Consider the following 23,017-nt stretch of genomic DNA (forward strand, 5'->3'; position numbering starts at 1 on the left):
CTCGATGCATCGTGAAGGTGGTCGTGGTGTGCTGAAGCGTTGTCATCGCAAAACCTCGCAGGAGTGCAACAGGGAGTTCATCGAGGCGGTGAACGCAGCGCTCTGGCCAGCGCGGGCTGGCTCCGCAAGCAGGGCGCGATAGCGGGCCAAGGTGGCGTGCCAGGTGCTGAGCTTGTGCTGCCATTGCTCGGCGGCGTCGGGTGGATCGAGATGGAATCCGACCGCTTGGCGCAGCGGAATCACCAGGAGCCCGGCGGCGATGAGGCTGGCCCCAAGATGAGTGTCCTCCATGCCCCAGCCGATGCGCCCGAACTCTGGGTCGAAGCCGCCGACGTCCAGGACTGCGGTGCGGGGCACGGCCAGCAGCGCAGTGACGACCATGCGGGGCAGGTCCCAGTCGTAATACGTCCGGCCGTGCCCCAGATCGCGAAAGTCGCGGGTGTGCTCTAGCGGCTGGCCGTCGATCGGTTCTCGCAGGGTGATGCCGCTGTAGAGCAAAGGGGTGTTCACTAGTGGTCGCCAGGTGACCCGGTGGTCCGCGGCAAGCTCGGGGCTGGCGTCCGGAGCAACGCCGTACCGCAGGTTGTGGCGGAACCCGGTGAGAACGGCGTGGTCGGTGGCCCGCGCCCCAAGGTCAGCCACGGTCCCGGCCGGCAGGAGCATGTCGGCATCGACGTAGACCACGGTTTCGCCTTGGGCAAGGTAGGTGCCCAGATTGCGGGCGGTAGCCGCACCGCAACGGGTGGGAAGCCGTAGCCCTGTGGTCACGGCCGGATGCGTGGCGATGACCTTCGCGGTTGTGTCGGTGGAGGCGTCGTCAACGACGATCACCTCGAAGCGCCGACCGTAGGTTTGCGTCTGCAGCGCGTCGAGGACCTTCGGCAGGCAGTAGTCAACGTTGCGTGCGGGAAGGACCACCGATAGGCGCCGACCGCCGACCCAATTGGCAGGAACGGGGCGATGCCATGCGACTCCTGTGGCGCGCTCGAACTCCCGGGTGTGACTCGTGTGGTCGTTTCCGCGGTGGAGCAAGGTGTTATTGAGCGAAGAGGTCATGTCCACCCCCAGGTGTCGAGGACAGCTGCGGCCCGATGCCAATCCCGTGGGGCAGCGATCCAGTACAGGCGGATGGCGTCGAGGCGGTGCACCACGGGCCCCAGGGCGAAGAGGTAAAGGGGTTCGACCAGTGCCAACACGTGGGTCACGGCAGCCAACTGATCATTGAGATGCGGAGCTACGTGCTGACGCAGGGCGTCAGCGTCGGCCAGGTTGGTCAGGCGGCGGTCGTAGTGGACGACGGGCGAGTCGGCGTGGAGCAAGCCGTAGAGCGCCGAGATGATCCGAATCCGCTGGCGAAATCGGGCGTCGTCTCCGAGGCGATCCCGGAGTCCGGGTATGCACCCGCCCTCGTAGAGATCCAAGGCGGGTATGGGTTTCTCTGTCGGCTTCTTTCGCCGTGAGCAGCCCGCGATGATCAAGCCGCGTTCGACGGGAACGGGTGGGGTCATGGTTCGCGGACCACCCTGAACCCGATGCCGGGCGAACGGAGTTCGGCCGGGGCGGAGTTGAGGAACGTGCACTGCGCGTACAGGGGCGGCGAGGCGTAGGAGCCACCGCGGATCACGAATCCGTCGCCCATGGTGGAGCTGGCGGTCCACTCCCAGACGTTGCCTGCCACGTCGAGCAGCCCGTCGGGTGTTGCCCCGTCGGGATGGGCGGTCACATCGGTTGTATCTCCATGTCCTGAGTCCTGGAGGTTGGCCATTTCGGGACCCCATCGGGCGTCACCCCATGGCCACACTCGTCGCTTGGCGCCGGAGGCCATCCACTCCCACTCCACCGATCGGGGTAGCCTTCCTCCGAGCTGGGACGCGATGTGAGCAGCCGTGGCCTGGTCGATATCGGTGACTGGGCGTTGCTGGTGCGGGTTGTCGCCCAGCTGTTCTTGGGTGATCGGCGTGCGTGTCCACAGCAGCGTGGGCACCGTGACGGGGCGTGCTTGGTCTCCGAACAAGCAGGTGCCGCCCGGGATTTCGATCCAATCGAGACTCATCGCGCTATCCATCGATCAAGAAGAGATCTTCGGCATTGGCCTCGCGCCGAATGCGGCTCTTGGCCGCGTTCGGTTCCAGACGCACTGCGGCCATGGCATCGCTGATGCACCAGGCTGTTTCCTCGGCGGCGGACACCGTTTCGGTGAATGCGCAGTAGTTGTCGGCGAATCGCACGACCCGAAGCCCCGTGAGTCGTCTATCTACTTGCGATAGACGGAGGTTGATCAGGAGTGGTGCCAGACCGGACCCTGGCACCACGGGACTAGGCAACCCGGCGAGCATGGTGCGGAGAAGACGGAGGAACGTGCCGTCGTAGACGTACTCGGCGAACCAATCCACCGCTTCATCGACAGCGACTCCCTCGGAGACCTTGGCGGTGTCGAGGTCGGCCACGCATCGGTGTCCGCAGGTGAGGAATTCCGCGGCTTGGCGCAGTGCTGTGTTGCGGTTCCGCCGTGGCCGGTAGCCGGAGACCCAGCCGGCGAATGCCCGGGTCTCCAGGATCGGCTCGACCGCGTTCCGCACCGCTCGGTGCACGAGTCCATCGACCACCGTGGGGATCACAGTCGGCATGAATTTCCCGGTATAGGTGGGAATCACCAGTTCGCGAAGCGGGCCGGGGCGCCATGTTCCTGCAGCGAGCTGCGCTGCGAGATCCGGAAGTGCTTCTCGTGCCTGCCTGCGAAGGTCAGCCCAGGTCATCCCGTCGGCCCCGGCGCTGGACGACCGCCGCCCGCACTGGCGTAGTGCCTGGCGAAGATGCTTCTCGCTCAACAGCGGCATCAACGAGTGCGATTGGGGAGTCGCAGGATCAGTCGCTGGTGTTGCGATCTCCGAATGCGCTAGAGTCGGCTTCGCCTGAGTGGCGGGCACGATCCCACCATCCCCTGAGGCGAACGCGCATCCCAGCACACGCGTGTCGGGACGGGAACGACGGCCCCACTCAGGTCCTTCCGCAGGGCTTGGCTGAGCGTCGATCGTCATCATGCGCACCCCACGGCGTAGGTCGTCGGATCGGTCACGTCTGCGTCGTGGAACGCTTCTCGTCGCTCCGTGCAGGTTCCGCACGTGCCGCACTGTTGGGCGCCGCCGCGGTAGCACGACCACGTCTGCTCGAAGGGAACGCCGAGGGTGGCGCCGAGTCGCACGATGTCGGTCTTGGTACTGGCCAGAAACGGGGCGACCACCTGGAAGTCACTGGGGAGATGACCTTCGTTCGCGATGCTCGCCGTTTGGGCGAAGCTCGTGGCAAAGGGCTCCCGGCAGTCTGGGTAGATCGGGTGATCGCCGGCGTGAGCGCCGAAGGCGACCGCATCGGCCTGCGTGACGACCGCCAGAGCCACCGCGATGTCGAGCATGATGGCGTTGCGGTTGGGAACTACGGTGGCCCGCATCGACGCGTCGGTGTAGTGGCCGTCCGGAACCTCTACGCCTGAGTCGGTCAACGCCGATCCGTGGAGCACGCGACCCAGCGCGGAGAGGTCGACCACCTCGTGAGGCGTAGCCAGGGCCGACGCAGTTGCCGCCGCGTAGCGCAGTTCGACTCGATGACGCTGGCCGTAGTCGAAGGACACGAGGCTCAGCTCGGTTCCGCGGGCATGGAGCCAATAGGCCAGCACTGTCGAATCGAGCCCGCCCGAGGCGATCACGACCGCATGGCGAGGATGGCGGTCAATGCCGGGCTTTCCCGGAGCTGCAAACGTGTCGATCTGGTGTGACTGCGAGGAAGCAGTGTTGATGCTGGCGCTCATACTCTGGATTCCTTGATCGGTGGTGCGCGGTGGAGGTGAAGGTCGGGGCGCGCTTCACCTCCACCGCGGCCTGCGCGCTGCGGCTGCGAAGCCGGCGGCGGTACGGAAGCTCGGGAAGACCTATGCGCTAAAGCGGCCTCGCGGAGCACTCATGGCTGTTCACGCGACGTGGCGGCCGACCGCAGTGCCCGACGCAAACGCCCAACGTCGAGGGGTTGCACGACGACGCGACCGTGCGCTGGAAACTCGACCCGTACATCGCCGCATGGCAGCTCATGGACGGTGATGTGTGCGCGTCGTCCACGCCCATCCCGGCAGGGGATTCGTTCGTGCACATGCGCCTTGTCGCTACGAACGAGCCAGCGACGGCGGGTCGTCAGCAGTCGTCTCATCAGCACCGGTTCCTCCAGATCGCTCGATACCCGGAGGGCGGCACGCTCGCTCTAGTCGGGCGATGCGGGATGGCACGCGGTGCGAGCCGACGGTCTACGCAACGGGATCGTGGCGCGCATTCGCCCACGAATCGCTGGGGGAGCGTCACAATGTCTCCTCGTAAGCAGCGAGCCCCTTATTCAGGTCCGAGCACCGCTCTTGGCCGAACGGTCGGTGTCCGCCTCGGTGGGTGCTCAGCTGGTAGTCAACCGGTGGGATGCACGATGAACCAGAGCAAAATCGCTGCACAGATGCTGCACGGTTGCTGCGCGAAGACCTGTGACCTGCGCATATGCTGGCGAGATTAAATGGATGCAGTCGATGGCGAGGGGTGGTCACGTGCCAGGTAAACGAGACCGGCTCGCGCGTCAGCGCCACGCAGTGGGGATGACCCAGGAACAACTCGCCGCCGCGCTCGGTGTTGAGCGCTCGACGATCTATCGGTGGGAGTCCGGGAAGGTGGCACCGCGGCCCGACGTGCAGCCCAAGCTGGCACGCGCGCTGAGCGTGAGCCCTGATGAGCTAGCGAACCTTCTCATGATCGAGGCTGGCCTCAGTTTGGCGCCAGCGACGACGGGACCACGCGACGCCTCTCGACCTCCGCAGACGTTGACCGAGTTCAGGATTTCCAGGCGTGCCCACGACTACTCGGGCGGTATCGACCTCGGTGGAAGCCCACTCGACTTCCTGGCCGGCACCGTCGTCGAAACCCCGCTACCTACACGGCTCGGCTGGACGGAGGTTGAGCATGTCCGGGCGACCACGCGTGCGGTAGCGATGTCGGAGAACTTGTTCGGCGGCGGACTCTCGTGCGAGGCGGCAGCAGCGCAACTGCGCTGGGCCGGACAACTGCTGGAGGTTCAGGCTCCCAGGGACGTTCACCGCTGCGTCACTGAAGCAGTCGGCAACCTCGCCAGCGTCGTTGCATTCTCCGCGTTCGACATCGCCAACTACTCCGCCGCCAATCGGTGCTTCGAGTTCGCGCTCTGGTGTGCCAACGAGTCGGGTTCCTGGGCGCTGCGGGCGAACACGCTGGCGGAGATGACGCGCAAGGCCGCGTATCTGGGCAACCTCGACGACGCCCTGGAACTGATCGAGTTCGCCCAGGTACGTTCCGATCGGCTCACCGCCACGGCTCGGGCGATGCTGACCACGATCCGAGCCCGGCTGTTGGCGCTAACCGGACGGTATGCCGAAGCCCAAGCGGATGTCGATCGCGCGGACGCTCACTTTGCCGACCACGATCCCGACGCCGACCCGCCCTGGCTGTGCTACTACGACGCCGCCGAACACCAGGGCAGCACCGGTAAGGCGTTGATCCCCATCGCGCAAGCATGCGGGAACCCGGAGCTGGCTGCCGGTCGGCTCACCGCTGCGGTCGAGTTACAGGCCGCTGACTACCCGCGTTCGCGGACGTTCTCCCGAGTTCGGCTGGCCTCCTTGATGATGGCCACCGGGTATCCACGGGAAGCTGTGCCGATCGGCCGTCAGGCCGTGATCGACACGGCCGCACTACGGTCGAAACGGCTCACGACCGAACTCCGCGGCCTTGCTCGGAGTGCTGCTCCTCACGTGCAGCTGAGCGGTGTCGCCGAGCTGAGGCACGACATTGCCACGTTGGGGCGGCCGTCGACCTGACACCATCAGCAGGGTGATGGCACCTCGCGAGACAGCAGACGACGTACTCGCCACCGCGGCGCAACGGGCTGGCCTCGATGCCACGAACGCGGTCTTGATCCGCGATGGCTCCAACGTGATGTACCAGCTGCCCGGTCGTGTCGTTGCACGGATCGGGCCGGAGCACACCGGCGACAACGCTGCACGACAGGTCGAGATCGCTCGATGGCTCACGGACTCCGACCTTGCGGTGGTCAGCGCGCTCGACGGCGTTCCGCAGCCGACCCTGGTGGGCAGTCGACCCGTGACCTGGTGGGAACAGCTACCAGAGCACCGCCCGGCCACGACGGCAGAGCTCGGCGCCGTCTTGCGATCGTTGCACGCGCTCAGCCTGCCTAAGCAGCTGAAGCTACCTCGCTTCGATCCCTTCGCTGGAGTTGATGAGCGCGTCGCCGCAGCCCAGCACCTGCCCGGGGAAGACCGAGAGTGGTTGGTCCGGCGTCTCCAGGAACTGCGCCAACAACTGGGCAGGGTGGAGCTCGACCAGGCCGACCGTGTCGTACACGGAGACGCCTGGCAAGGCAACGTCGCCGTCCCTGAGAACGGCACACCGGTTCTGCTCGACCTCGAACACGTCTCTTGCGGTCGTCCCGAATGGGATCTGATCCCCATCGCGGTCGACCATGTCGACTTCGCCCGGTTGAGCAGCACCGACTACCGCGATTTCGTCGCGGCCTACGGCGGGCATGATGTCACGACCAGCTCAGCATTCCGCGTCTTTGCCGATATCCAAGAGCTGCGCTGGGTGGTGTTCGTCCTCGGCAAAGCCGCCGACAGCGCCCAGGCCGCACGCGAAGCACAGCACCGCATCGCGTGCCTACGGGGCGAGATTTCGCGGCCGTGGACCTGGACCGCTTTCTAAACCTTGGACAGTCGAACCGCCTGAATGTCCTTGACCTGCGAAAATTCGACGAGGATCATGGAGTTGCACAGGTCGATCGGGGGTTGCATGTCCGGCAAACGGCTGCGTCTTGCGCGGCAGCGCCGCGCGATGGGAATGACCCAAGAGGAGCTTGCCGCTGCCGTTGGCTTGGGAACCGATCGGTCGACGATCTATCGGTGGGAGTCTGGAGAGATCACCCCGCCCGCGCGCAAGCAACCGCGGCTCGCCCGCGCGCTCGGCGTTTCGCCCACCGAGCTGATCGACCTCCTCACGCCAGAGTCGAACCGAATTTGCCTTCCAGCAGGGGGCGGGTTGGGCGTGCGCTCCGCTTCCCGAGCAGAACTGACCCGGTCACCGTGGAGAGCTTGCGGAGCGGGCCACCTCGCGGGCAAGCGCGCTCTGGCGGTCGGCGGCGACTCCAGGAAGTCCGTGGCCTGGACGAGCAGTATGACCGGATACCCTCGACCTCCCTGTTGGCTGATACCGGCCAGGCCCTCGGCCAAAATTGGCTTTCTTGCCCGCAACGGTGGAGACGGCGCCTTGCAGCGCGACCTCTTCGCGGCCGAGGCCACGGCTGCAACGTTGATGGGCCAGCTGGTGTGGGATGCCTCCCAGCGTCGGGATCACCGGACCGCTCGGCAGTACTTCGAGCAAGCGACTGCTGCGGCCCGCGAGATCGATAGCCCGACTGCCGAAGGGCATGCGCTGCTGCGCACAAGCTATCTCGCGCTCTACGGGGAGCGCGATCCCATCGAAGGGCTACGGCTGACCGAACAGTCCGCCGAGGTCGCGCGCTCGGCCAACCTCCGGTATGGATCCGAACAACGCAGCAACACCGCACGCGGGCCGGTCACCCGCTGCGAGGGCCGACCACTGATGGACGGGGCAGTGGCCGACAACACAGGACGTTAGACACGTGCCAAACATGTGTCAATGGAATTGACTTACCGGAGAGATGTGCCCAGTATGGCGAGCGTGGCTGGCCAGTTCCGTGCACGCGCCCGTAACCAACTCCGCGACGAGGCCCTCGACGCGGCCTCACGACTCGTGGTCGCCCGCGGCTGGCAGGGCCTGCAGATGCGGGAAGTCGCCCGTCAGGTCGGAGTGAGCCGCCAGACGCTGTACAACGAATTCACCCACAAACACGGGCTGGCCCAAGCGCTTCTGATGCGGCTGACCGAGCGGTTCCTCGACGGCATCGAACACGCCCTGGACAGCGCCGACGAACCCCATCACGCCTGGACCGCGGCCGTGCGCTACACCCTGGAGACCGCCGCCGACGAGCCATTGCTCAAGGTGGTACTCACCACCGACGGCAGCGACGATTTCCTGCCGTTGCTGACCACCGAAGGCGCCCCCATCGTGCAAGCCGCCCGCGACCGCATCGTGGCGGTGCTGCACCGCCGGTGGCCGGGCCTGAACCAGGCCGATGTGACGGTCGCCGCCGAATCCGCCGCCCGACTGACGCTGAGCCACGTGATGCTGCCGCTGCACCCCGCCGACCAGGTCGCCGACGACGTCTCCCGAGTGCTCATCGGCTTTCTCGGAGACCCCCACCACACGCATTAAGCGTCCGGTGCGGTCCCTGGATATAACCCCTGTGGATGGAATCCGAGAGGAGAACCGGTGCGCCCCTTCGAGTCGACACCACACGGCTGGCCCCGCACCCCGCCCACTGCGGCGATTCACCATGCGGCCGCCGACGGCGTGCTGCCGGCCCACAGCGCCGACTGCCTCGGCTGCGGGCCGGACAACGCCCACGGTCACCAGCTTCAGGTGCACCGCGACGGTGCCCGCGTCCACAGCCGACACGTCTTCGACCAGCGGCACGTCGGCGCCCCCGGACTTGTCCACGGCGGAGCGGTGGCCACCGTCCTCGACGATCTCTGCGGCCATGTCCTCACCCTCATCGGCGTCCTCGCCGTCACCCGCCACCTCGCCGTGAACTACCATGCACCCACCAGGCTCAACGCGCCTTATGAGCTGTCCGCATGGCTGGTGCGCCGAGACGGACGCAAACTCTTCCTTCGCGCCGAAGGTCACGCCCCCCACGGCCAGTTGACCTTCGCCGGCGACGGCGTCTTTCTCCACGTCGACCCCGAACACTTCGCCCGCGCCACCAGCGCAGACCAACCACCGCAATAGCCCGCCCGCGATGGGACGTCGTGACCAAGGTCCTACGTGTCAGCGACGTGCTCGTGGCCACCCGCCGGGTCGGCAGCTTCACCGCCCACCTCGTGTCCCTCTGGACGACTTCCGCCAGCGCGGGATCGAGTTCCGGTTCCTGGAGCACCGCATCGCCACCACCACTCCTGAGGGCCGCATGGTCTACCGGATGCTGGCCGCCGTCGTCGAATTCCAACGCGACCTCATCATCGCCAACATCCACGAATGCCTGGCCGCGCCCGCGTCCGCGGCCGACACGGCGGCCGTAGCGACCTGAGAACTGCCTACCCGGCTACTCGACCGACTTCGCCCAGGCCGACGACACGGGGAGAGAGCGGGCCAGCGACGTCGCCGACCCTGTGCCTGAGCAAGCCAACACGACGGCGGTGTCTGCGTCTTCGGGGGCCTGAGTAGTCGGCGCCGCCGAAACTGATGCAACGTCCACGGTCCACTGGCAAGGACGGCCTGAGTACGCCGGGTTCGCAGCGCACGCTGTTGTCGATGCTGGTCAAGAAGTGGAAGTTAGACCCTCTGACCAGTAGGAAACCGCCACGCTGTTGGCGCCTTCATGCTCGTCGCACGTTCGCGCACGCTGTGTTTTACAAAATCTCGCTATTGTCAAATTCGGTTTACAGATCTACGGTTCTGTCAACCGATCTCGAGGTGAGGAGGCCTGCAGTGGCTACCGTGGCAGCGAACGTCAGCGGGACGGTCCCGGCGGGATCGACCCAGCGGTGGAAGGACAAGAAGCGCTACCTGTGGCTGATGGGGCTGGTGATGCCGTCCCTGGCTTTCGTAGCGATGGGGGCGTATGCGGCCACTGGGCAGGGAGTGTGGTTCTGGATTGGCCCCGTGGTGATCTTGGTGCTGGTTCCCGCGGTGGACCTGTTGGCTGGGCTCGACCGTTCGAACCCGCCGGATGATGTGATCGAGGCGCTAGAGAACGACAAGTACTACCGGTGGATCACCTTCCTGTACTTGCCGATTCAGTACGCCGGGTTCGTCGCCGCGATGTGGCTGATCACCCGGGGCGATCTGTCGGTGGTGGACAAGGTCGGTTTGGCGATCACGGTGGGCACCATCGGCGGCATCGGCATCAACACAGCCCACGAGCTCGGGCATAAGAAGGAGAGCCACGAGCGGTGGTTGTCCAAGATCGCCCTCGCGCAGAGCTTCTACGGGCATTTCTACATCGAGCACAACCGCGGCCACCACGTGCGCGTGGCGACGCCGGAAGATCCCGCCAGCGCCCGAGTGGGCGAGAACTTCTACCAGTTCTGGCCGCGCACCGTGTGGGGCTCGCTGACCAGCGCCTGGAACCTGGAGAAGAGGCGCTACGCGCGGCGTGGCCAGCACCCGTTCCGCCTCGGCAACGATGTGCTCAACGCTTGGCTGATGTCGGCGGTGCTGTGGGCCGGCATGGTGGCCTGGCTGGGCATCGGGATCCTGCCTTATCTGCTGATCCAAGCCGTGGTCGGTTTTTCGTTGCTCGAGGTCGTCAACTACATGGAGCACTACGGAATGCTGCGCCAGCGGACCGGACCTGATGGCACCGGCCGCTACGAGCGGGTCATGCCCAGCCACAGCTGGAACTCCAACAACATCGCCACCAACGTGCTGCTGTACCACCTGCAGCGGCACAGCGACCACCACGCCAACCCCACCCGCCGGTACCAAACCCTGCGCGACTACGAGGAATCCCCCGTCCTGCCGACCGGGTACGCCGGGATGATCCTGCTGGCCATCGTACCTGCGATCTGGCGGCGGATCATGGACCCGCGGGTGCTCGCACACTTCGGTGGCGACATGAGCCAGGCGAACATTTCCCCACGGAAACGGGCAAAGGTCTTGGCGCAGTACCCGGTGCCCGCGGCGTCCGAGGAGGCCGCATGAGCCAGTACCGCTGCCCCGGCTGCTACTACACCTACGACGAAGCAGCCGGCGACCCCCGCGAGGGATTTCCCGCCGGGACCGCCTGGGCGGACGTGCCCGACGACTGGTGCTGTCCCGATTGCGGCGTGCGCGAGAAGGTCGATTTCGAGCCCGGAGAAGGAAAGTGAGCCACGTGGAGATCACCGTCGATCGAGCCAAGTGCGAGGGCCTGGGCATGTGCGAGGCCATGGCGCACGAGTTCTTCGAGGTCCAAGACGACGGCACCATGGTCGTCTTGGACGAGCACCCGGCCGATGAACACCGCCAGACAGTCGCCGCCGCCGTAGACGCCTGCCCCGTGCTGGCACTCACCCTGAAGGGCTGAGGCATGGAGCGTCTCGTCGTCGTCGGCGCCTCATTGGCGGGATTGCGCGCGGTGCAGTCCGCCCGCCGCGCCGGATTCACCGGCTCGATCACCCTGATCGGTGCCGAGGAGCACGTGCCCTACGACCGGCCGCCGCTGTCCAAGGCATTCCTCGCCGCCGGCCACGATGGCGAGCCTCCGTCCTTTCACAGTGCCGACGAGCTGCGCGAGCAGTTCGGGGTCGAGCTGAGCCTCGGTGTTTCGGCAGAGGCGTTGGATACGGCGGCACGGGAAGTCCACCTGCCAGGCCGCGCGGTGCCCTACGATGGGCTGGTCATTGCCACCGGCGCCACACCGCGCACCCTGCCGGGAGCCGACGGGATCGCCGGCGTGCATCAGTTGCGCACGCTCGATGACGCCGTGGCGATCCGGAACGCACTGGATGCCGGTGCCCGCACCGTGGTCGTGGGAGCCGGGTTCATCGGGTCCGAGGTCGCCTCGGCGGCGCGCAAGCGCAATCTGCCTGTCACCGTGGTGGAAGCCTCTGACCTGCCGCTGTCCCGCTCGCTAGGCCTGGAGGTGGGTGCCGTGTGCGCGGGGCTGCATGGCGCACACGGCACCCACCTCAAGCTTGCCCGCACGGTCAGCGGCCTCGAGTCGCAGTACGGACAGGTCACCGGGGTGCGGCTCGATGACGCAACCGTGCTGCCGGCCGATCTGGTCGTGATCGGCATCGGGGTTACACCCGCCACGACATGGCTGAGCGACAGCAGCCTACCGCTGCACGAGCACGACGGCGGTCTGCTGTGCGACGCCACGCTTTGGACCGGCGCCGAGGGGGTGTACGCGGCCGGTGACGTCGCACACGCGGTCAATCCCCTCTTCGACGACGACCTCATGCGGCTCGAGCACTGGACCACCGCCGCCGAGCAAGGAGCCGTTGCCGCCCGGAACGCGCTCGACCCAGCCGCCGCCGTGGCCCACGCGCCAGTGCCCTACTTCTGGTCTGACTGGTACGAACACCGCATCCAATTCACTGGGACAGCACACGCCGACGAGGTGCACGTGACCAGGCCAGCCAGCGAGGGATTACTCGTCCTCTACCGCCGCGGTGACCGGCTGGCCGGGGCACTCACGGTCGACCGCCCCGGTGACATCATGAAGTTCCGCCGCCGCATCGCAGCCCGAGGAGACTGGACCGAAGCCCTCGCGTTCGCCGAGCAGAAAGACACCACCCCACGTGGCTAGCATGACTCCGATGGCAGCCCCAGACGGCAACGCAGGACAACCAGGCACGCCTGCACACGCGCATCGTGCAGGTCGCCGCTGCCGTCACCAGCGAAACTGGATGGTCTTGTCACCCTGACAAAACGACGTCAGACCGCGCTTCCTCCGTGAACTTCGCACGGCCACGCAAGCCCAGCGATGATGCGTCCCCTACAATGTCGTACACACGTACGCCAAGCAAAAGTGCATGTCAACATACCAAAGAGTCTGAACGCGGCCGGAAAAGTCGAGCGAGACTACTTCGTAGGACTGCACTCAAGGAGTGCGATGTTCCAGGTGGTGGGAACATCGAGCTGATCTCCACGGCTGTGCGGTTTGCACTTGATCGCGGGTGGCATTTGGTCAGCGAAGGCATCATGCACGCGGCGCGCTACTGCGACATGCTCGATGGGCTACGCCGTGATCATGTCGGCAGGACGACGTTCTACTACTTTGACGTTTCGTGGCGCGAGGCCCTACGACGACACAGGACACGACCGCAGGCCAACGAGTTTAGCCATGACGAGATGCAAGAGGGGTATCGAGCGGCAGATCAACTTGGCTTCGACGAAGAGCACATCATTCCTGGAGAATACTCGCTGGACGGTACCGTGCGCCGTATCCTGGGTGGAGCGCTTAGTGAGAGCGTCGATTCCTCAGCGCCCTGATTCCGTTTCAGGGTGTTGAATCATTTGACTGGCCGACACCGGGGGTTCTGTGCCGTGGTGACCAGCCGATGGTGCGCCTTCCGCGTAGGAATCGAGAGCGATGGATGTAGCGGCGAGCAGCGCGACGACTATCAGCAGGTTAAGGATGAATCGCAGCGTCGTTTCCGGTGTGCAATGGCTTGCTGATGTGGGTTTCTTGAAGTGCTGCACGGCAGTCTCCTTACATGTTCTTGCGCATTAGATCGAGTACGCGCGCTAGCTGGTCGGCTGTCAGTGGTGGTTGCACTGGCGTGGTCTTTGCTGTGACGCCCGGTTCGGTTTTGAACGCTGGAACGCGACCTCGGCAGCGCGTCGCTTTTCGGGGACGGCTCAACTGCCTACGCCGAGGACGTGCGCCGCGCCTTACCGGAGGCGGTTCAGGCCTCGGACCGATGGCATCTTTGGCATGGCCTGGCATGTGCGATGGAGAAGGCCGTGGCCGCTCACAGTCGATGCTGGGTGGCGGCAGGACCGAAACGGCAAGCTCTGACCCGCGAGAACACCACGCTCGAACGCTGGCGGGCCGTTCACAACCTGGTGGACCACGGTGTCGGACGGCTCGACTGTTCTCGCAGGCTCGGACTTGCGCTGAATATGGTGAAACGCTCCGCGCCCCGGAGCCCGACCGGTTGCGCCGCCCATCGCAATACCGAGCCAGCCTGGTCGACCCCTACCGCGATCACCTCCGGCACGACGTACGGCCGAGCCTGGCGTATCGGTGATGCGCCTTTTCGACGAGATCACAGCCCTTGGCTACACCGGCAGCCTGAACCTGCTGCACAAGTACCTCAACCAGGGCCGAGAGCAAGGGGACCGGATCATCCCGTCCCCGCGGCGCCTGGCCTCGTGGATCATGAGCAGGCCAGCCGATCTGCCCGAGCAGCGCCGCGCCCACCTGGCTGACCTTGTGGCTGCGTGCTCTGATATGACTGCCCTTGCCTCGTTAGTCGGCGAGTTCGCGCAGCTCATTGCCAAACGCCGCGGTCACGATCTCGACATCTGGATCGAACGAGTGCGTGCGGTCGGACTGCCCGAGCTCGATCCGTTCCTCCGTGGCCTCAACCAAGACCACGATGCCGCGATCGCCGGCCTCACCCTGCCCTACAGCAACGGCCCCATCGAAGGCGTCAACACCAAGATCAAGTTCCTCAAGCGCCAGACTTACGGCAAAGCCAGCTTCGCCCTGTTACGCAAGAGGATCCTGCTCGACCAGTGATCCTCGTGCTTGATCACTAAATCAGCGCCAGAGCCGTTCTCCTGACAATTCCCTAAATGGTGCGGGTTCGCTATTAGGGCGTGGCTTTGACGTAGGTGGCGACGAAGTCGGGGTCGGCCAGGGTGTGGTCAAGGTTGGGGGAGCCTCCAGGGGAGCCGAGGTCGGCGAAGATGTCCCGACTGGCTTGTTGGAAGGGTTGCCAGTGTTCGTCGACGCGTTGGGCGGGCCGGATGGCCTCAACGGGGCAGACGGGTTCGCAGGCGGCGCAGTCGATGCATTCGGTGGGGTGGATGTAGAGCATGCGCTCGCCCTCGTAGATGCAGTCGACGGGGCATTCTTCGATGCAGGAGCGGTCTTTGACGTCGATACAGGGTTCACCGATGACGAAGGCCATGGGACGGGTGTTCCTTTCAAGCGTGGTGAGGGTTTTCCCGTAGATGCTCGGGGTTGCTCAGAGGCGTGGCGTGTGAGGAATGTTCGGGGGCCAGGCCAGCCTCGGGGTGCAGCGCGGCGGCGGCGTTGTTGACGGCGGTGGCGACTTCGCCGAAGCCCACGGAGATGAGTTTGACCTTGCCGTCGTAGGTGGTGATGTCTCCTGCGGCGTATACCCGTGGCAGGCTAGTGCGCATCGCGGAGTCGACGGCGATCGACCGCTCGTGCAGTTCCAGCCCCCAAGTGGCGATCGGCCCGAGGTTGATCTTGAAGCCCAGCGCGGCCACCACCACTTGAGCCGGGATCCGGTAAGGTGGGCCGGCGCCGGTGAGTTCGGCGGCCTCGATGTGGCCGTTGCCGTGCAGCGCCTGCACCTGGGCGTCGAGGTGCAGTGTGCACGCTGAGGCCCGCAGTTGGTCCATGGAGTGCTCGTGGGCGCGGAACCGTTGCCGACGGTGGACAAGGTGGACGCTGTGGGCGCGCTGCACGGCGGCCAAAGCCCAGTCCACCGCAGAGTCCCCGCCGCCGACGATGACGACATCGCGGCCCGTGAACAGGTCCAAGTCACTTACGAAGTAGTGCAGCCCACGCCCGAGGTACTCCTCGCCGCAGGGCAGGGGGCGTGGCGTCGCCGCCCCCACGCCGGCTGTAATGATCACCGCACCGGCCTCCACGGTCGCTCCGGTGTTGCTGACCACGATCACCGTCTCACCGGTGCGCTCCAGCCGCTGGGCTTGTTGTCCAAGCAAATAGGTCGGTGCGAAGGGGGCGGCCTGCGCGACCAGGTTGTCCACCAATTCCTGGCCTTTGACGCAGGGTAACCCGGCGATATCGTACAGGTTCTTTTCCGGGTACAGGGCTCCAACCTGGCCGCCCGGATGGGGCAGGGAGTCCATTACCGCGACGCGCAGGCCGCGGAAACCAGCGTAGTAGGCTCCGTAGAGCCCGACTGGACCGGCGCCGATCAACAGCACATCAACGCGGGTAGGGGTGTCGCTCATTGTCTCGTCTCTCACGCGCTCATGGGCGTTGGGCAGTGTGCCGCAGTACACACCGCACCGCGGCACGGGATGCCCGTTACTTAAGCCTCAGCCCGCGTACGAGTGGCCTTGGCGGCTTCGTCCTCGCGGTGAAAGCGTTCTTCGAGGTGCTCGGGGCTGGCGTCGGTGTCGATCGTGGACAGATCGGCCCCCATGGCGGATTGGATCGATTCCAGTCGCCGGGTGCCTTTGTCCATGGCGTAGGAGACCAACTCGTCTTTGCTTAAATCGAACGGTACCTCGTCCACAGCCGCGAAGACGTGCTCGATCTGCGCCACGGCGTGCGGCAGCAGCTCCTGCATCGTCTGCTCCACCACGGTCCAGTTCTCCTCGTCTGCAGCTACGTGCCGTCGGCACGTGAAGGTTCCCCAGGCCATGTGGCGCCGTTCGTCATCGCCAATCATTTTGATGATCTTCTGCATGCCGGGGAAGATGCCGCGACTGCGGCACACCTTGTCCCAGGCGTAGTAGCCGGTCAGCGCCAGCACCCCTTCGACGACGTGGTTGTAGGTCACCGACGCCCGCACCTGGGCCGCGGGACTAGGATCAGCGCTCAGTGCTCGCAGGTTCTGCGGGAGCGCCTCGTAGAACACCGCCCGATAACCCGGGTTGTCGGCCACATGCTCATGCAGATCGCCTGTCAGACCCACCGTGTCCAGCCAGCGCCGGAACACCTCGGTGTGCTTGGCTTCTTCAAAGCAGAACTGGGTCAGGTACAGCTCGTCGTGAAATCGGCCTTCGGCGGCCATGGCGGCCATGAACGGCTGCAAGTCCTGTGTGACTGACTCCTCACCGGCGATGAACTGCGCACACAGCGTAGCCGCCAAGCGCTGCTCTAACTCCGTCAGACTGGCCCAGTCGTGCGCGTCCTGGCGCATGTCAATCTCGGCGGGATTCCAAAACCCCGCGTTGCCCTTGACGAACAACCGCATCGGGAAGGACTGCCAGTTCAGCCCGCCCTCACCCAGACTCGCGAAGCCCTCACGACTCGTCCCCAACATCACATCTCCTTTGACAATGGCGGACTAGGTGTCAAAACTGTGGACTCAAACTGCAAACTTGTCAAGGCGGGTGAAGATGCCGACGGCAAGGGCCCTACCTTGGAGGCGATACCGGCCACCCGGGGAGCCCGGGCGAGGCCGTAGCGTTGGCTGTGTGCCACCGATGGGAAGCTCGTTTCGCCAGATCGTGCGCCAGCAGCTACGCACCACCGCGCTCGACGCCGCCCACAGGTTGGTCAGCGAGCGCGGTTGGGCCAGCGTGCGCATGGGCCAAGTGGCAGCAGCGGTCGGAGTCAGCCGGCAGACGCTATACAACGAGTTCGGTTCCAAAGACGAACTCGGCACCGCGCTCGTGCAGCGCGAAACCGACCAGTTCGTCACCGGCGTCGCCGAACAGCTCGCCCGCCATGCCGACGACCTCGAAAAAGCCGTCACCGCCGCAGTCGGCTACGCCCTCGAACAAGCCGCCACCAACCCGCTGGTCCATGCCGTGCTCACCAGTGCCCGCACCGACACCGCCGGCCTGCTGCCCCTGCTAACCACCCGCTCCGAACCAGTCCTCACCGCCGCCAGCACCGTAGTGATCGACTTCCTGACCCGCACCCGGCCCGACCTCGACACCGACACCGTCGAGATCGTCACCGATTCCCTCGTCCGTTTGACCGTCAGCCACATCGTCCTGCCTACAGACACCCCCGAACGCACCGCCCGCAAACTCTCCACCCTCGCACTCCGGGCCCTCACTGCACCGCACTGACCGGTGGGGGACTGCCGCAGGCGGGACTGTCCGTCGATCGGCTCTGGCTCACTTTCGGTGCTGACGTAGGGTCGGCCGACTGACCACAGAGCGTTGTGCCAGGGTAACGCTGGTGCGACGTTGATCAACTTCTTGCGTTGGAGTTCTCGGGATTGTCTTCCCTGGTCATCCTGGGTATCGAGGATGAGGCTGGGACGATTGCTGTCCGGGCATCGACGCGGTCATGGCCGGTGGCCTGCCCGGGATGCGCTGTGGAGACGGGGCGGGTACATGGCTATGTCGAGCGGTCGCTGGCCGACGTGCCGGTGGACGGAAGACGCGTCGTGGTGCGCGTGCGGGCACGGCGGATGCGGTGTTGCACTGTGGACTGTTCGCGGCAGACGTTCCGCGAGCCCCTAACCAGTGTGGCGGAGCGGTATCAGCGCCGTACCGCCCTGCTGGCCACGCAGGTGGGCCATGTCGTGCGGGAGTCGGCTGGGCGCGCCGGCACTCGGGTCCGGGCGAGGCTCGGTATCGGATTATCATGACACATCGCGCTGCGGACGCTATTGCGGCTGCCGATGCCCGACCGGCCGGTGCCGCCGGTGATCGGGGTGGACGATTTCGCCCTGCGTAAGCGGCAGCGCTACGCCACCGTGATCATCGACGCGGTCACCGGTGAACGCGTCGACGTCCTGGCTGACCGCACGGCGGACAAGCTGGTAGCCTGGTTACGCGGCCTCCCGGGGGTGCCGGTGGTGTGCTGGGATGGCTCCGGGCCTACACCGAAGCGATCCGCCGCGCACTACCCAACGCAGTGCAGGTCACCGACCGGTGGCATCTCTGGCACAACCTCGCCGAGGCCGTCCTCAAGGAAGTCGCCGCCCGCAGTGCGTGCTGGGGCAAGACAGGCCCACCACTACAGGAGGGCAAGCGCGCCACCACGACTCGGGAGCGCTGGCGGCAAGTGCATGATCTGCTTGATCGCGGCGCCGGACTGCTGGAGATCTCCCGCCGGTTGAACCTGGGGTTGAACACGGTCAAGCGCTACGCCCGCATCGAAGCGCCCGAACGACTGGTGCGCGCTCCGCAGTATCGGCCAACCCTGGTCGACCCGTTCCGCGACCACCTACGTCGCCGCCCTGCGGAAGATCCAGCGGTGTCGGTACCCCGGTTGCTTCAGGAGATCACCGAGCTCGGCTGTACCGGAAGCCAGAACCTGCTGTATCGCTACATCACACAAGGACGCGTCGAATCCGACCGGCCCGCGACCTCACCCAGACGACTCGCCCGCTACATGCTCACTCACCCGGACACGCTCCACGACCATCAGCGAGAACGGATTTACGCCGCGACCAGCGCCTGCCCCGAAATGACCGCACTCACCGCCCTTGTCCGCGACTTCGCCGCACTACTCACACCCGACCCCCAACAACGACGAGCGCCTGTCCAGCTGGATCGCGCAGGCCCGAGCCGAGGACCTGCCCCACCTCCACGCGTTCACCCGCGGCCTCGACCTCGATCGGCCCGCCGTGAACGCCGCACTCACTCTAAAATTCCACAATGGACGAACAGAAGGTGTGAACACCAAAACAAAGCTACTCAAGCGACAAATGTGCGGCCGCGTAGGCTACACTCTGCTCCACCACCGCATCCTACTCGGATGAGACACACACCGTCACCACCGAAAGTCAGCCTGAGCCGAAAACCCGACACTCCCCCGGGCCGAAGGCTGCTGGACTGACGGTGCGGGCGGGATCGGACGCAACGGGCGGGCGAGCACGGGTACGTAGGCTCATCATCGCCGCGTTCGTCGGTTTACTCACCCTGCCTTCGATGGTCGTTGACCGGGCGTTGGCCCCTGTTGCGAGATCGCGGAATCTCTCCCACGCAACACGTACTTTTGGATCTTGCCGGTGGCGGTCTTGGGGAGTTCGGATACGAACGTGATCTGGCGCGGTGCCTTAAAGTGCGCGAGGTTCGCGCGCACGAACGCGATCAGCTCGTCACCGGTAACCGGCGTCTCGCCGACGGGAACGACGAAGGCGTGGGGTGTCTCGCCCCATTTCTCGTCTGGCGCGCCCACGACCGCGACCTCTTGAACGCCCTCGTGCCGCAGCAGCACACCTTCCAACTCGACAGAGGAGATGTTCTCGCCGCCTGAGATGATGACGTCCTTGATGCGGTCCCGGATCTCGACGTAGCCGTCGGCGTGGGTGACCGCCGCGTCGCCGGTGTGGAACCAGCCGTCGCGCAGGACTTCGGCCGTTGCCTCTGGGGAGCGGAAGTAGCCATCCATGACCACGTTGCCCCGGATCACGATCTCGCCGATGGTCTGACCGTCCCACGGGACTTCATCGCCGTTCTCCTCGACGACCTTGAGCTCGCCAGAGGTGATCAGCGCGACGCCCTGCCGCGCTTTGACAGCGCTGAGCTCGTCCGGAGACAGACCGTCGTGCTCCGGCAGCGGTTCGCAGACCGTGATGAACGGGGCGGTTTCAGTGAGCCCGTACACCTGCGTGATGGTCCAGCCGAACTCCTGCTCCAGTTGCTGGATGGTGGCTGCCGCCGGCGGGGCGCCAGCAGTGACCACCCGGACGCCCGGAGGGAGGTTTCCTCGGACGTCCTCGGGTGCGCTCACTAGCGAGATCAGCACGGTCGGCGCCGCGCACAGCCACTGCACGTCCTCAGCGCGGATCAGTTCGAATACGCGTGTGGGTTCGACGGCACGCAGGCAGACGTGCTTGGCGGCGGCCGCGGTGACTGTCCACGTGTAGGTCCACCCGTTGGCGTGGAACATCGGTAGCGTCCAGAGGTAGCCCTGCCCGGTGTCCAGACGTAGGTGGATCAGTGTGCCCACCGAGTTCATGTAGGCGTTGCGGTGGGTGATCATGACGCCCTTGGGGCGGGCCGTGGTGCCGCTGGTGTAGTTGATCGTCAGCAGGTCGTTCTCGTCGATGTCCGGTCGTGTGAAGTGTGGCTCGGATGCCGCGAGGAGCGCCTCGTAGTCCTCCCAGCCGTCGCGGGCTTCCTCCAGGGCGACGAAGTGCTCCACGTGGGGCAGCTGATCGCGAATCTTGTCCAGCTTGTCCAGCTGGTCCCCGTGTGCGCACACCACCTTGGAGCCGGAGTGGTTGAGGATGTAGGCGAAATCGTCGGACGCCAGCCGATAGTTGACCGGTACCAGGACCGCGCCGAGCTGCGGCACCGCGTAGAACGATTCCAGCTGTGCATGCGTGTTCGGCGCGATGTAGGCCACGCGGTCGCCCTTGGACACTCCCATCCGCTGCAACGCCGCCGACCACCGGTCGCACCTGGTGAAGAATTCCTCGTAGGTCAGCCGAAGCTCGCCGTCCACCACCGCCTCGCGCCACGGGTGGAGCCTGCGGGTGCGGCGTGCGAACTGCAGAGGGCTCAGTGGAACTTTCATCGTTGGGCTCCGATCTTCGTGATCGTGCAATAAGGCTGTACAACACGGCATTCCTCGTCAAGGTCAATGTGGTCGCGCCGCTGTCATACTTGCCGAGCCGGAGACGCGGCGGCAACCCCATGCGAAGCACCCGGCGTCTCGGTCGGATATCTCCGGAGGACAAACGGCAAGCCTATTCACTTGGACACGCGTTAACCACCGCTTCGGGGTGCCAGCGAGGAATTGTCAAGACCTGTGTTGTGCCCTGAACGCGAAGGAGATGTCGGTGTAGGAAATCTTCAGCAGCGCTGCGTGGGACACCCGTCCGAGGATCACCATGAAAGATCGCGGCTAGATCCAGTCGTCGGTGATGAGCATGGTCACGCCACCTGTGGCGAAATTATCGATGTCCGCAGCGGCGGCTTGGCCCTCTGGGGAAGCGAGTCCGGCCTCGAGGGCTTGTTTCGAGTCGAAGACGAGCTCGGCGACCAGGTAGTACGGCGGCTTGGATCCGTCCGGGGTCGTACACTTGCCAGCATGCCACTGCCGCACTCCAGGGATTTTGTCGGCCAGCGGGCGGTGGGTGGAGTTGTAATACTGGTCGAAGGCGGCCCGGTTATCGGGGTGCCCGTAACACACGATCAAGCGATACATCAGCGGTCCTGCTTCCGATTCTTCGGCTGTTCTGCACCTAACTCAGGAGGTTTAGGCTGGGCGGGCGAGTAGTTCACCGAGGTGTTGGTCGACCTGGGGCATGTAGGTGGGGGCGACGGCGAACAGTGCGAGGTGCCCGAGTACGTCGTCGATCACCCGTAGTTCGCTGCCTTTGACCATTTTTTGCTCGGCGCGGCAGTCGCGCACGGGGAAGAACATGTCCTCGTTGATCGGCATCACGAACATGGGCACGGTAATCCGGCCGAGTGCGGCGGCCAGGTCGCCTTCGGTGTTGCGGGCGACGTCGCCGTGTTGCCATTTCCAGGCCATGCACAGCAGGTCGTTGGGGTCCATGGCGGTGAAGTACGGCTCCAGGAAGCCCTCGAGGAACTCCTCCTTGGTGTGGAACTCCAGAGCGCGCCACACCTCCTGTTTCCAGAACTCGGTGGAGAAGCCCATCACCGCCCAGATGCGGGCGTGCCGTTTCAGTCCCTCGACCACGTCGGCGTTCGACCCGTACTCGCCCCCGTTGAACCCGGGGTCCGAGGTGATCGCCTCGCACAGCACCTGGGCGAACAGGAAGTCGTGCGGCGTGTTCTGCGCGGTGCCCGCGATCGGCGCCGCCCGCCTGACCTTGTCCGGGAACCGGACGGCCCACTCGTAAGTCTGCTGAGCACCCATCGAGCCGCCGACGACCAGTTGCAGCCTCTCGATGCCGAAGTGCTCGCGCAGCAGGCGCTCCTGGGCGACGACATCGTCCCCGGTTCGCACGCGGGGGAACTTCGACATCGCGAGCTCCGCGTTGGCGCCCGCGGCGTTGTGCGGGCTGGTGGAGAGCCCACTGCCGATCTGGTTGATGACGACGATGAAGTACTCGTCCGGATTCAGCGCGTGATCTGCTCCGATGTAGTTCTCCCGCCACACCTGGTGGGTGCCGGAGTACCAGGTGGTGACCAGAATGGCGTTGTCCTTGGCCTCGTTCAGCGTGCCGAAGGTCGCGACCGCGAGCTGACAGTCGGGAATCGAGCCGCCCTCCTCGAGGTCGAGCCTGCCGATGCTGATCAGCTCGTAGTCGCCGTGGAATTCCTGGGTGTAGTACGGGTTGTCGATCATCGTTGGCCTCCCGTTTCGGTCCCTGGCGTGCGCCCACTGTGCATGTGTCGCGGGCCCGCGAAGTGTCCGAAATTGGGACACGTCACGGCCTTGACTTCTGGGGCATCATGGCAACATCTCGCTCTGTGTGTGATGCCACAAGGAGGTGGTGGACCGATGGGCGAACTCGCGGATCAGCGGCTCCTGCTTGCCGCAGCCCGCGCAGACTTGATCGAGAACGCAGACCTCCAACTGCGCGGAGTCC

General features: G+C 65.4%; 22 protein-coding genes and 2 pseudogenes. 12 read left to right on the top strand and 12 right to left on the bottom strand.

From position 1 onward, the window contains the following. Positions 1–42: 42 nt before the first annotated feature. From AB0J78_RS29775 to queC, 5 genes are all read right to left on the bottom strand, one after another. On the bottom strand, positions 43–1,056 hold the full coding sequence (locus AB0J78_RS29775) for a glycosyltransferase family 2 protein (protein ID WP_363794747.1): 1,014 nt from the start codon (positions 1,054–1,056) through the stop codon (positions 43–45). After that, complete coding sequence (locus AB0J78_RS29780; RefSeq protein WP_363794749.1) at positions 1,053–1,421, bottom strand: hypothetical protein; 369 nt, start codon at positions 1,419–1,421, stop codon at positions 1,053–1,055. Before AB0J78_RS29780 ends, AB0J78_RS29775 begins: the two co-directional genes overlap by 4 nt. Before the next feature lie 83 nt (positions 1,422–1,504). Continuing rightward, positions 1,505–2,053, bottom strand: coding sequence for an SUMF1/EgtB/PvdO family nonheme iron enzyme (locus AB0J78_RS29785; protein ID WP_363794751.1), 549 nt, complete (start codon positions 2,051–2,053; stop codon positions 1,505–1,507). Between the two features lie 4 nt (positions 2,054–2,057). Next, positions 2,058–2,837 carry a reverse transcriptase domain-containing protein gene (locus tag AB0J78_RS29790; protein WP_363794753.1) on the bottom strand — a complete coding sequence of 260 codons (780 nt, stop codon included), beginning with the start codon at positions 2,835–2,837 and terminating at the stop codon, positions 2,058–2,060. Between the two features lie 200 nt (positions 2,838–3,037). Next, positions 3,038–3,805: a 7-cyano-7-deazaguanine synthase QueC gene (gene queC, locus AB0J78_RS29795; protein ID WP_363794755.1), complete on the bottom strand. Its 768-nt coding sequence runs from the start codon at positions 3,803–3,805 to the stop codon at positions 3,038–3,040. Between the two features lie 753 nt (positions 3,806–4,558). On the opposite strand from queC, the gene AB0J78_RS29800 reads away from it, so the two are divergent. The 9 genes and pseudogenes from AB0J78_RS29800 to AB0J78_RS29840 all read left to right on the top strand — a co-directional run bounded on the left by AB0J78_RS29800 (position 4,559) and on the right by AB0J78_RS29840 (position 12,447). Further along, complete coding sequence (locus AB0J78_RS29800) at positions 4,559–5,875, top strand: helix-turn-helix transcriptional regulator (protein ID WP_363794884.1); 1,317 nt, start codon at positions 4,559–4,561, stop codon at positions 5,873–5,875. Positions 5,876–5,891: 16 nt separating this feature from the next. Further along, positions 5,892–6,776, top strand: a complete 885-nt coding sequence (locus tag AB0J78_RS29805; protein WP_363794886.1) for a phosphotransferase — start codon at positions 5,892–5,894, stop codon at positions 6,774–6,776. A gap of 87 nt (positions 6,777–6,863) precedes the next feature. Beyond that, positions 6,864–7,709: a helix-turn-helix transcriptional regulator gene (locus tag AB0J78_RS29810; RefSeq protein ID WP_363794757.1), complete on the top strand. Its 846-nt coding sequence runs from the start codon at positions 6,864–6,866 to the stop codon at positions 7,707–7,709. 63 nt (positions 7,710–7,772) lie between these two features. Continuing rightward, a complete protein-coding gene (locus AB0J78_RS29815) occupies positions 7,773–8,366 on the top strand; it encodes a TetR family transcriptional regulator (protein WP_363794759.1) in 594 nt (197 codons plus the stop codon). A 57-nt stretch (positions 8,367–8,423) separates the two neighbouring features. Further along, positions 8,424–8,942 carry a PaaI family thioesterase gene (locus AB0J78_RS29820; protein WP_363794761.1) on the top strand — a complete coding sequence of 173 codons (519 nt, stop codon included), beginning with the start codon at positions 8,424–8,426 and terminating at the stop codon, positions 8,940–8,942. 10 nt (positions 8,943–8,952) lie between these two features. Further along, on the top strand, positions 8,953–9,240 hold the full coding sequence (locus tag AB0J78_RS29825; protein WP_363794763.1) for a recombinase family protein: 288 nt from the start codon (positions 8,953–8,955) through the stop codon (positions 9,238–9,240). A 401-nt stretch (positions 9,241–9,641) separates the two neighbouring features. Continuing rightward, positions 9,642–11,023: pseudogene (locus tag AB0J78_RS29830) on the top strand (fatty acid desaturase). A gap of 5 nt (positions 11,024–11,028) precedes the next feature. Then, complete coding sequence (locus AB0J78_RS29835; RefSeq protein ID WP_075850121.1) at positions 11,029–11,220, top strand: ferredoxin; 192 nt, start codon at positions 11,029–11,031, stop codon at positions 11,218–11,220. A 3-nt stretch (positions 11,221–11,223) separates the two neighbouring features. Then, positions 11,224–12,447, top strand: a complete 1,224-nt coding sequence (locus tag AB0J78_RS29840; RefSeq protein WP_363794765.1) for an FAD-dependent oxidoreductase — start codon at positions 11,224–11,226, stop codon at positions 12,445–12,447. 674 nt (positions 12,448–13,121) lie between these two features. Here AB0J78_RS29840 and AB0J78_RS29845 read toward each other — a convergent pair. Continuing rightward, complete coding sequence (locus AB0J78_RS29845) at positions 13,122–13,343, bottom strand: hypothetical protein (protein ID WP_363794767.1); 222 nt, start codon at positions 13,341–13,343, stop codon at positions 13,122–13,124. 550 nt (positions 13,344–13,893) lie between these two features. Between AB0J78_RS29845 and AB0J78_RS29850 the strand changes: the two genes are divergently transcribed. Beyond that, positions 13,894–14,388, top strand: a complete 495-nt coding sequence (locus AB0J78_RS29850) for a transposase (RefSeq protein WP_363794769.1) — start codon at positions 13,894–13,896, stop codon at positions 14,386–14,388. A 73-nt stretch (positions 14,389–14,461) separates the two neighbouring features. Here the strand turns inward: AB0J78_RS29850 and fdxA are convergent, their stop codons facing one another. The 3 genes from fdxA to AB0J78_RS29865 all read right to left on the bottom strand — a co-directional run bounded on the left by fdxA (position 14,462) and on the right by AB0J78_RS29865 (position 16,861). Beyond that, the gene (gene fdxA / locus AB0J78_RS29855; RefSeq protein WP_363794771.1) at positions 14,462–14,782 is read right to left on the bottom strand and encodes a ferredoxin; all 321 of its coding nucleotides are present in this window, start codon (positions 14,780–14,782) and stop codon (positions 14,462–14,464) included. A gap of 16 nt (positions 14,783–14,798) precedes the next feature. Beyond that, positions 14,799–15,821, bottom strand: coding sequence for an NAD(P)/FAD-dependent oxidoreductase (locus tag AB0J78_RS29860; protein WP_363794772.1), 1,023 nt, complete (start codon positions 15,819–15,821; stop codon positions 14,799–14,801). A gap of 80 nt (positions 15,822–15,901) precedes the next feature. Further along, positions 15,902–16,861, bottom strand: coding sequence for a R2-like ligand-binding oxidase (locus tag AB0J78_RS29865; RefSeq protein ID WP_363794774.1), 960 nt, complete (start codon positions 16,859–16,861; stop codon positions 15,902–15,904). A 163-nt stretch (positions 16,862–17,024) separates the two neighbouring features. Here AB0J78_RS29865 and AB0J78_RS29870 point away from each other — a divergent pair, with 163 nt between their 5' ends. Together AB0J78_RS29870 and AB0J78_RS29875 are read left to right on the top strand one after the other, a co-directional pair. Further along, complete coding sequence (locus AB0J78_RS29870; protein WP_363794888.1) at positions 17,025–17,618, top strand: TetR family transcriptional regulator; 594 nt, start codon at positions 17,025–17,027, stop codon at positions 17,616–17,618. 137 nt (positions 17,619–17,755) lie between these two features. Then, a pseudogene (locus tag AB0J78_RS29875) lies at positions 17,756–19,264 on the top strand (ISL3 family transposase). A gap of 155 nt (positions 19,265–19,419) precedes the next feature. Here AB0J78_RS29875 and AB0J78_RS29880 read toward each other — a convergent pair. The 3 genes from AB0J78_RS29880 to AB0J78_RS29890 all read right to left on the bottom strand — a co-directional run bounded on the left by AB0J78_RS29880 (position 19,420) and on the right by AB0J78_RS29890 (position 22,773). After that, entirely contained in the window at positions 19,420–21,027 is a 1,608-nt protein-coding gene (locus AB0J78_RS29880; RefSeq protein WP_363794776.1) for a long-chain-fatty-acid--CoA ligase, read from the bottom strand. Positions 21,028–21,357: 330 nt separating this feature from the next. Next, entirely contained in the window at positions 21,358–21,660 is a 303-nt protein-coding gene (locus AB0J78_RS29885) for an EthD family reductase (RefSeq protein ID WP_363794778.1), read from the bottom strand. Positions 21,661–21,711: 51 nt separating this feature from the next. Beyond that, positions 21,712–22,773 carry an alpha/beta fold hydrolase gene (locus AB0J78_RS29890; protein WP_363794780.1) on the bottom strand — a complete coding sequence of 354 codons (1,062 nt, stop codon included), beginning with the start codon at positions 22,771–22,773 and terminating at the stop codon, positions 21,712–21,714. Positions 22,774–23,017 lie beyond the last annotated feature (244 nt).

Origin of the sequence: Saccharopolyspora sp. NPDC049426 (assembly GCF_040676935.1) — a bacterium.
Taxonomy (GTDB): domain Bacteria; phylum Actinomycetota; class Actinomycetes; order Mycobacteriales; family Pseudonocardiaceae; genus Saccharopolyspora.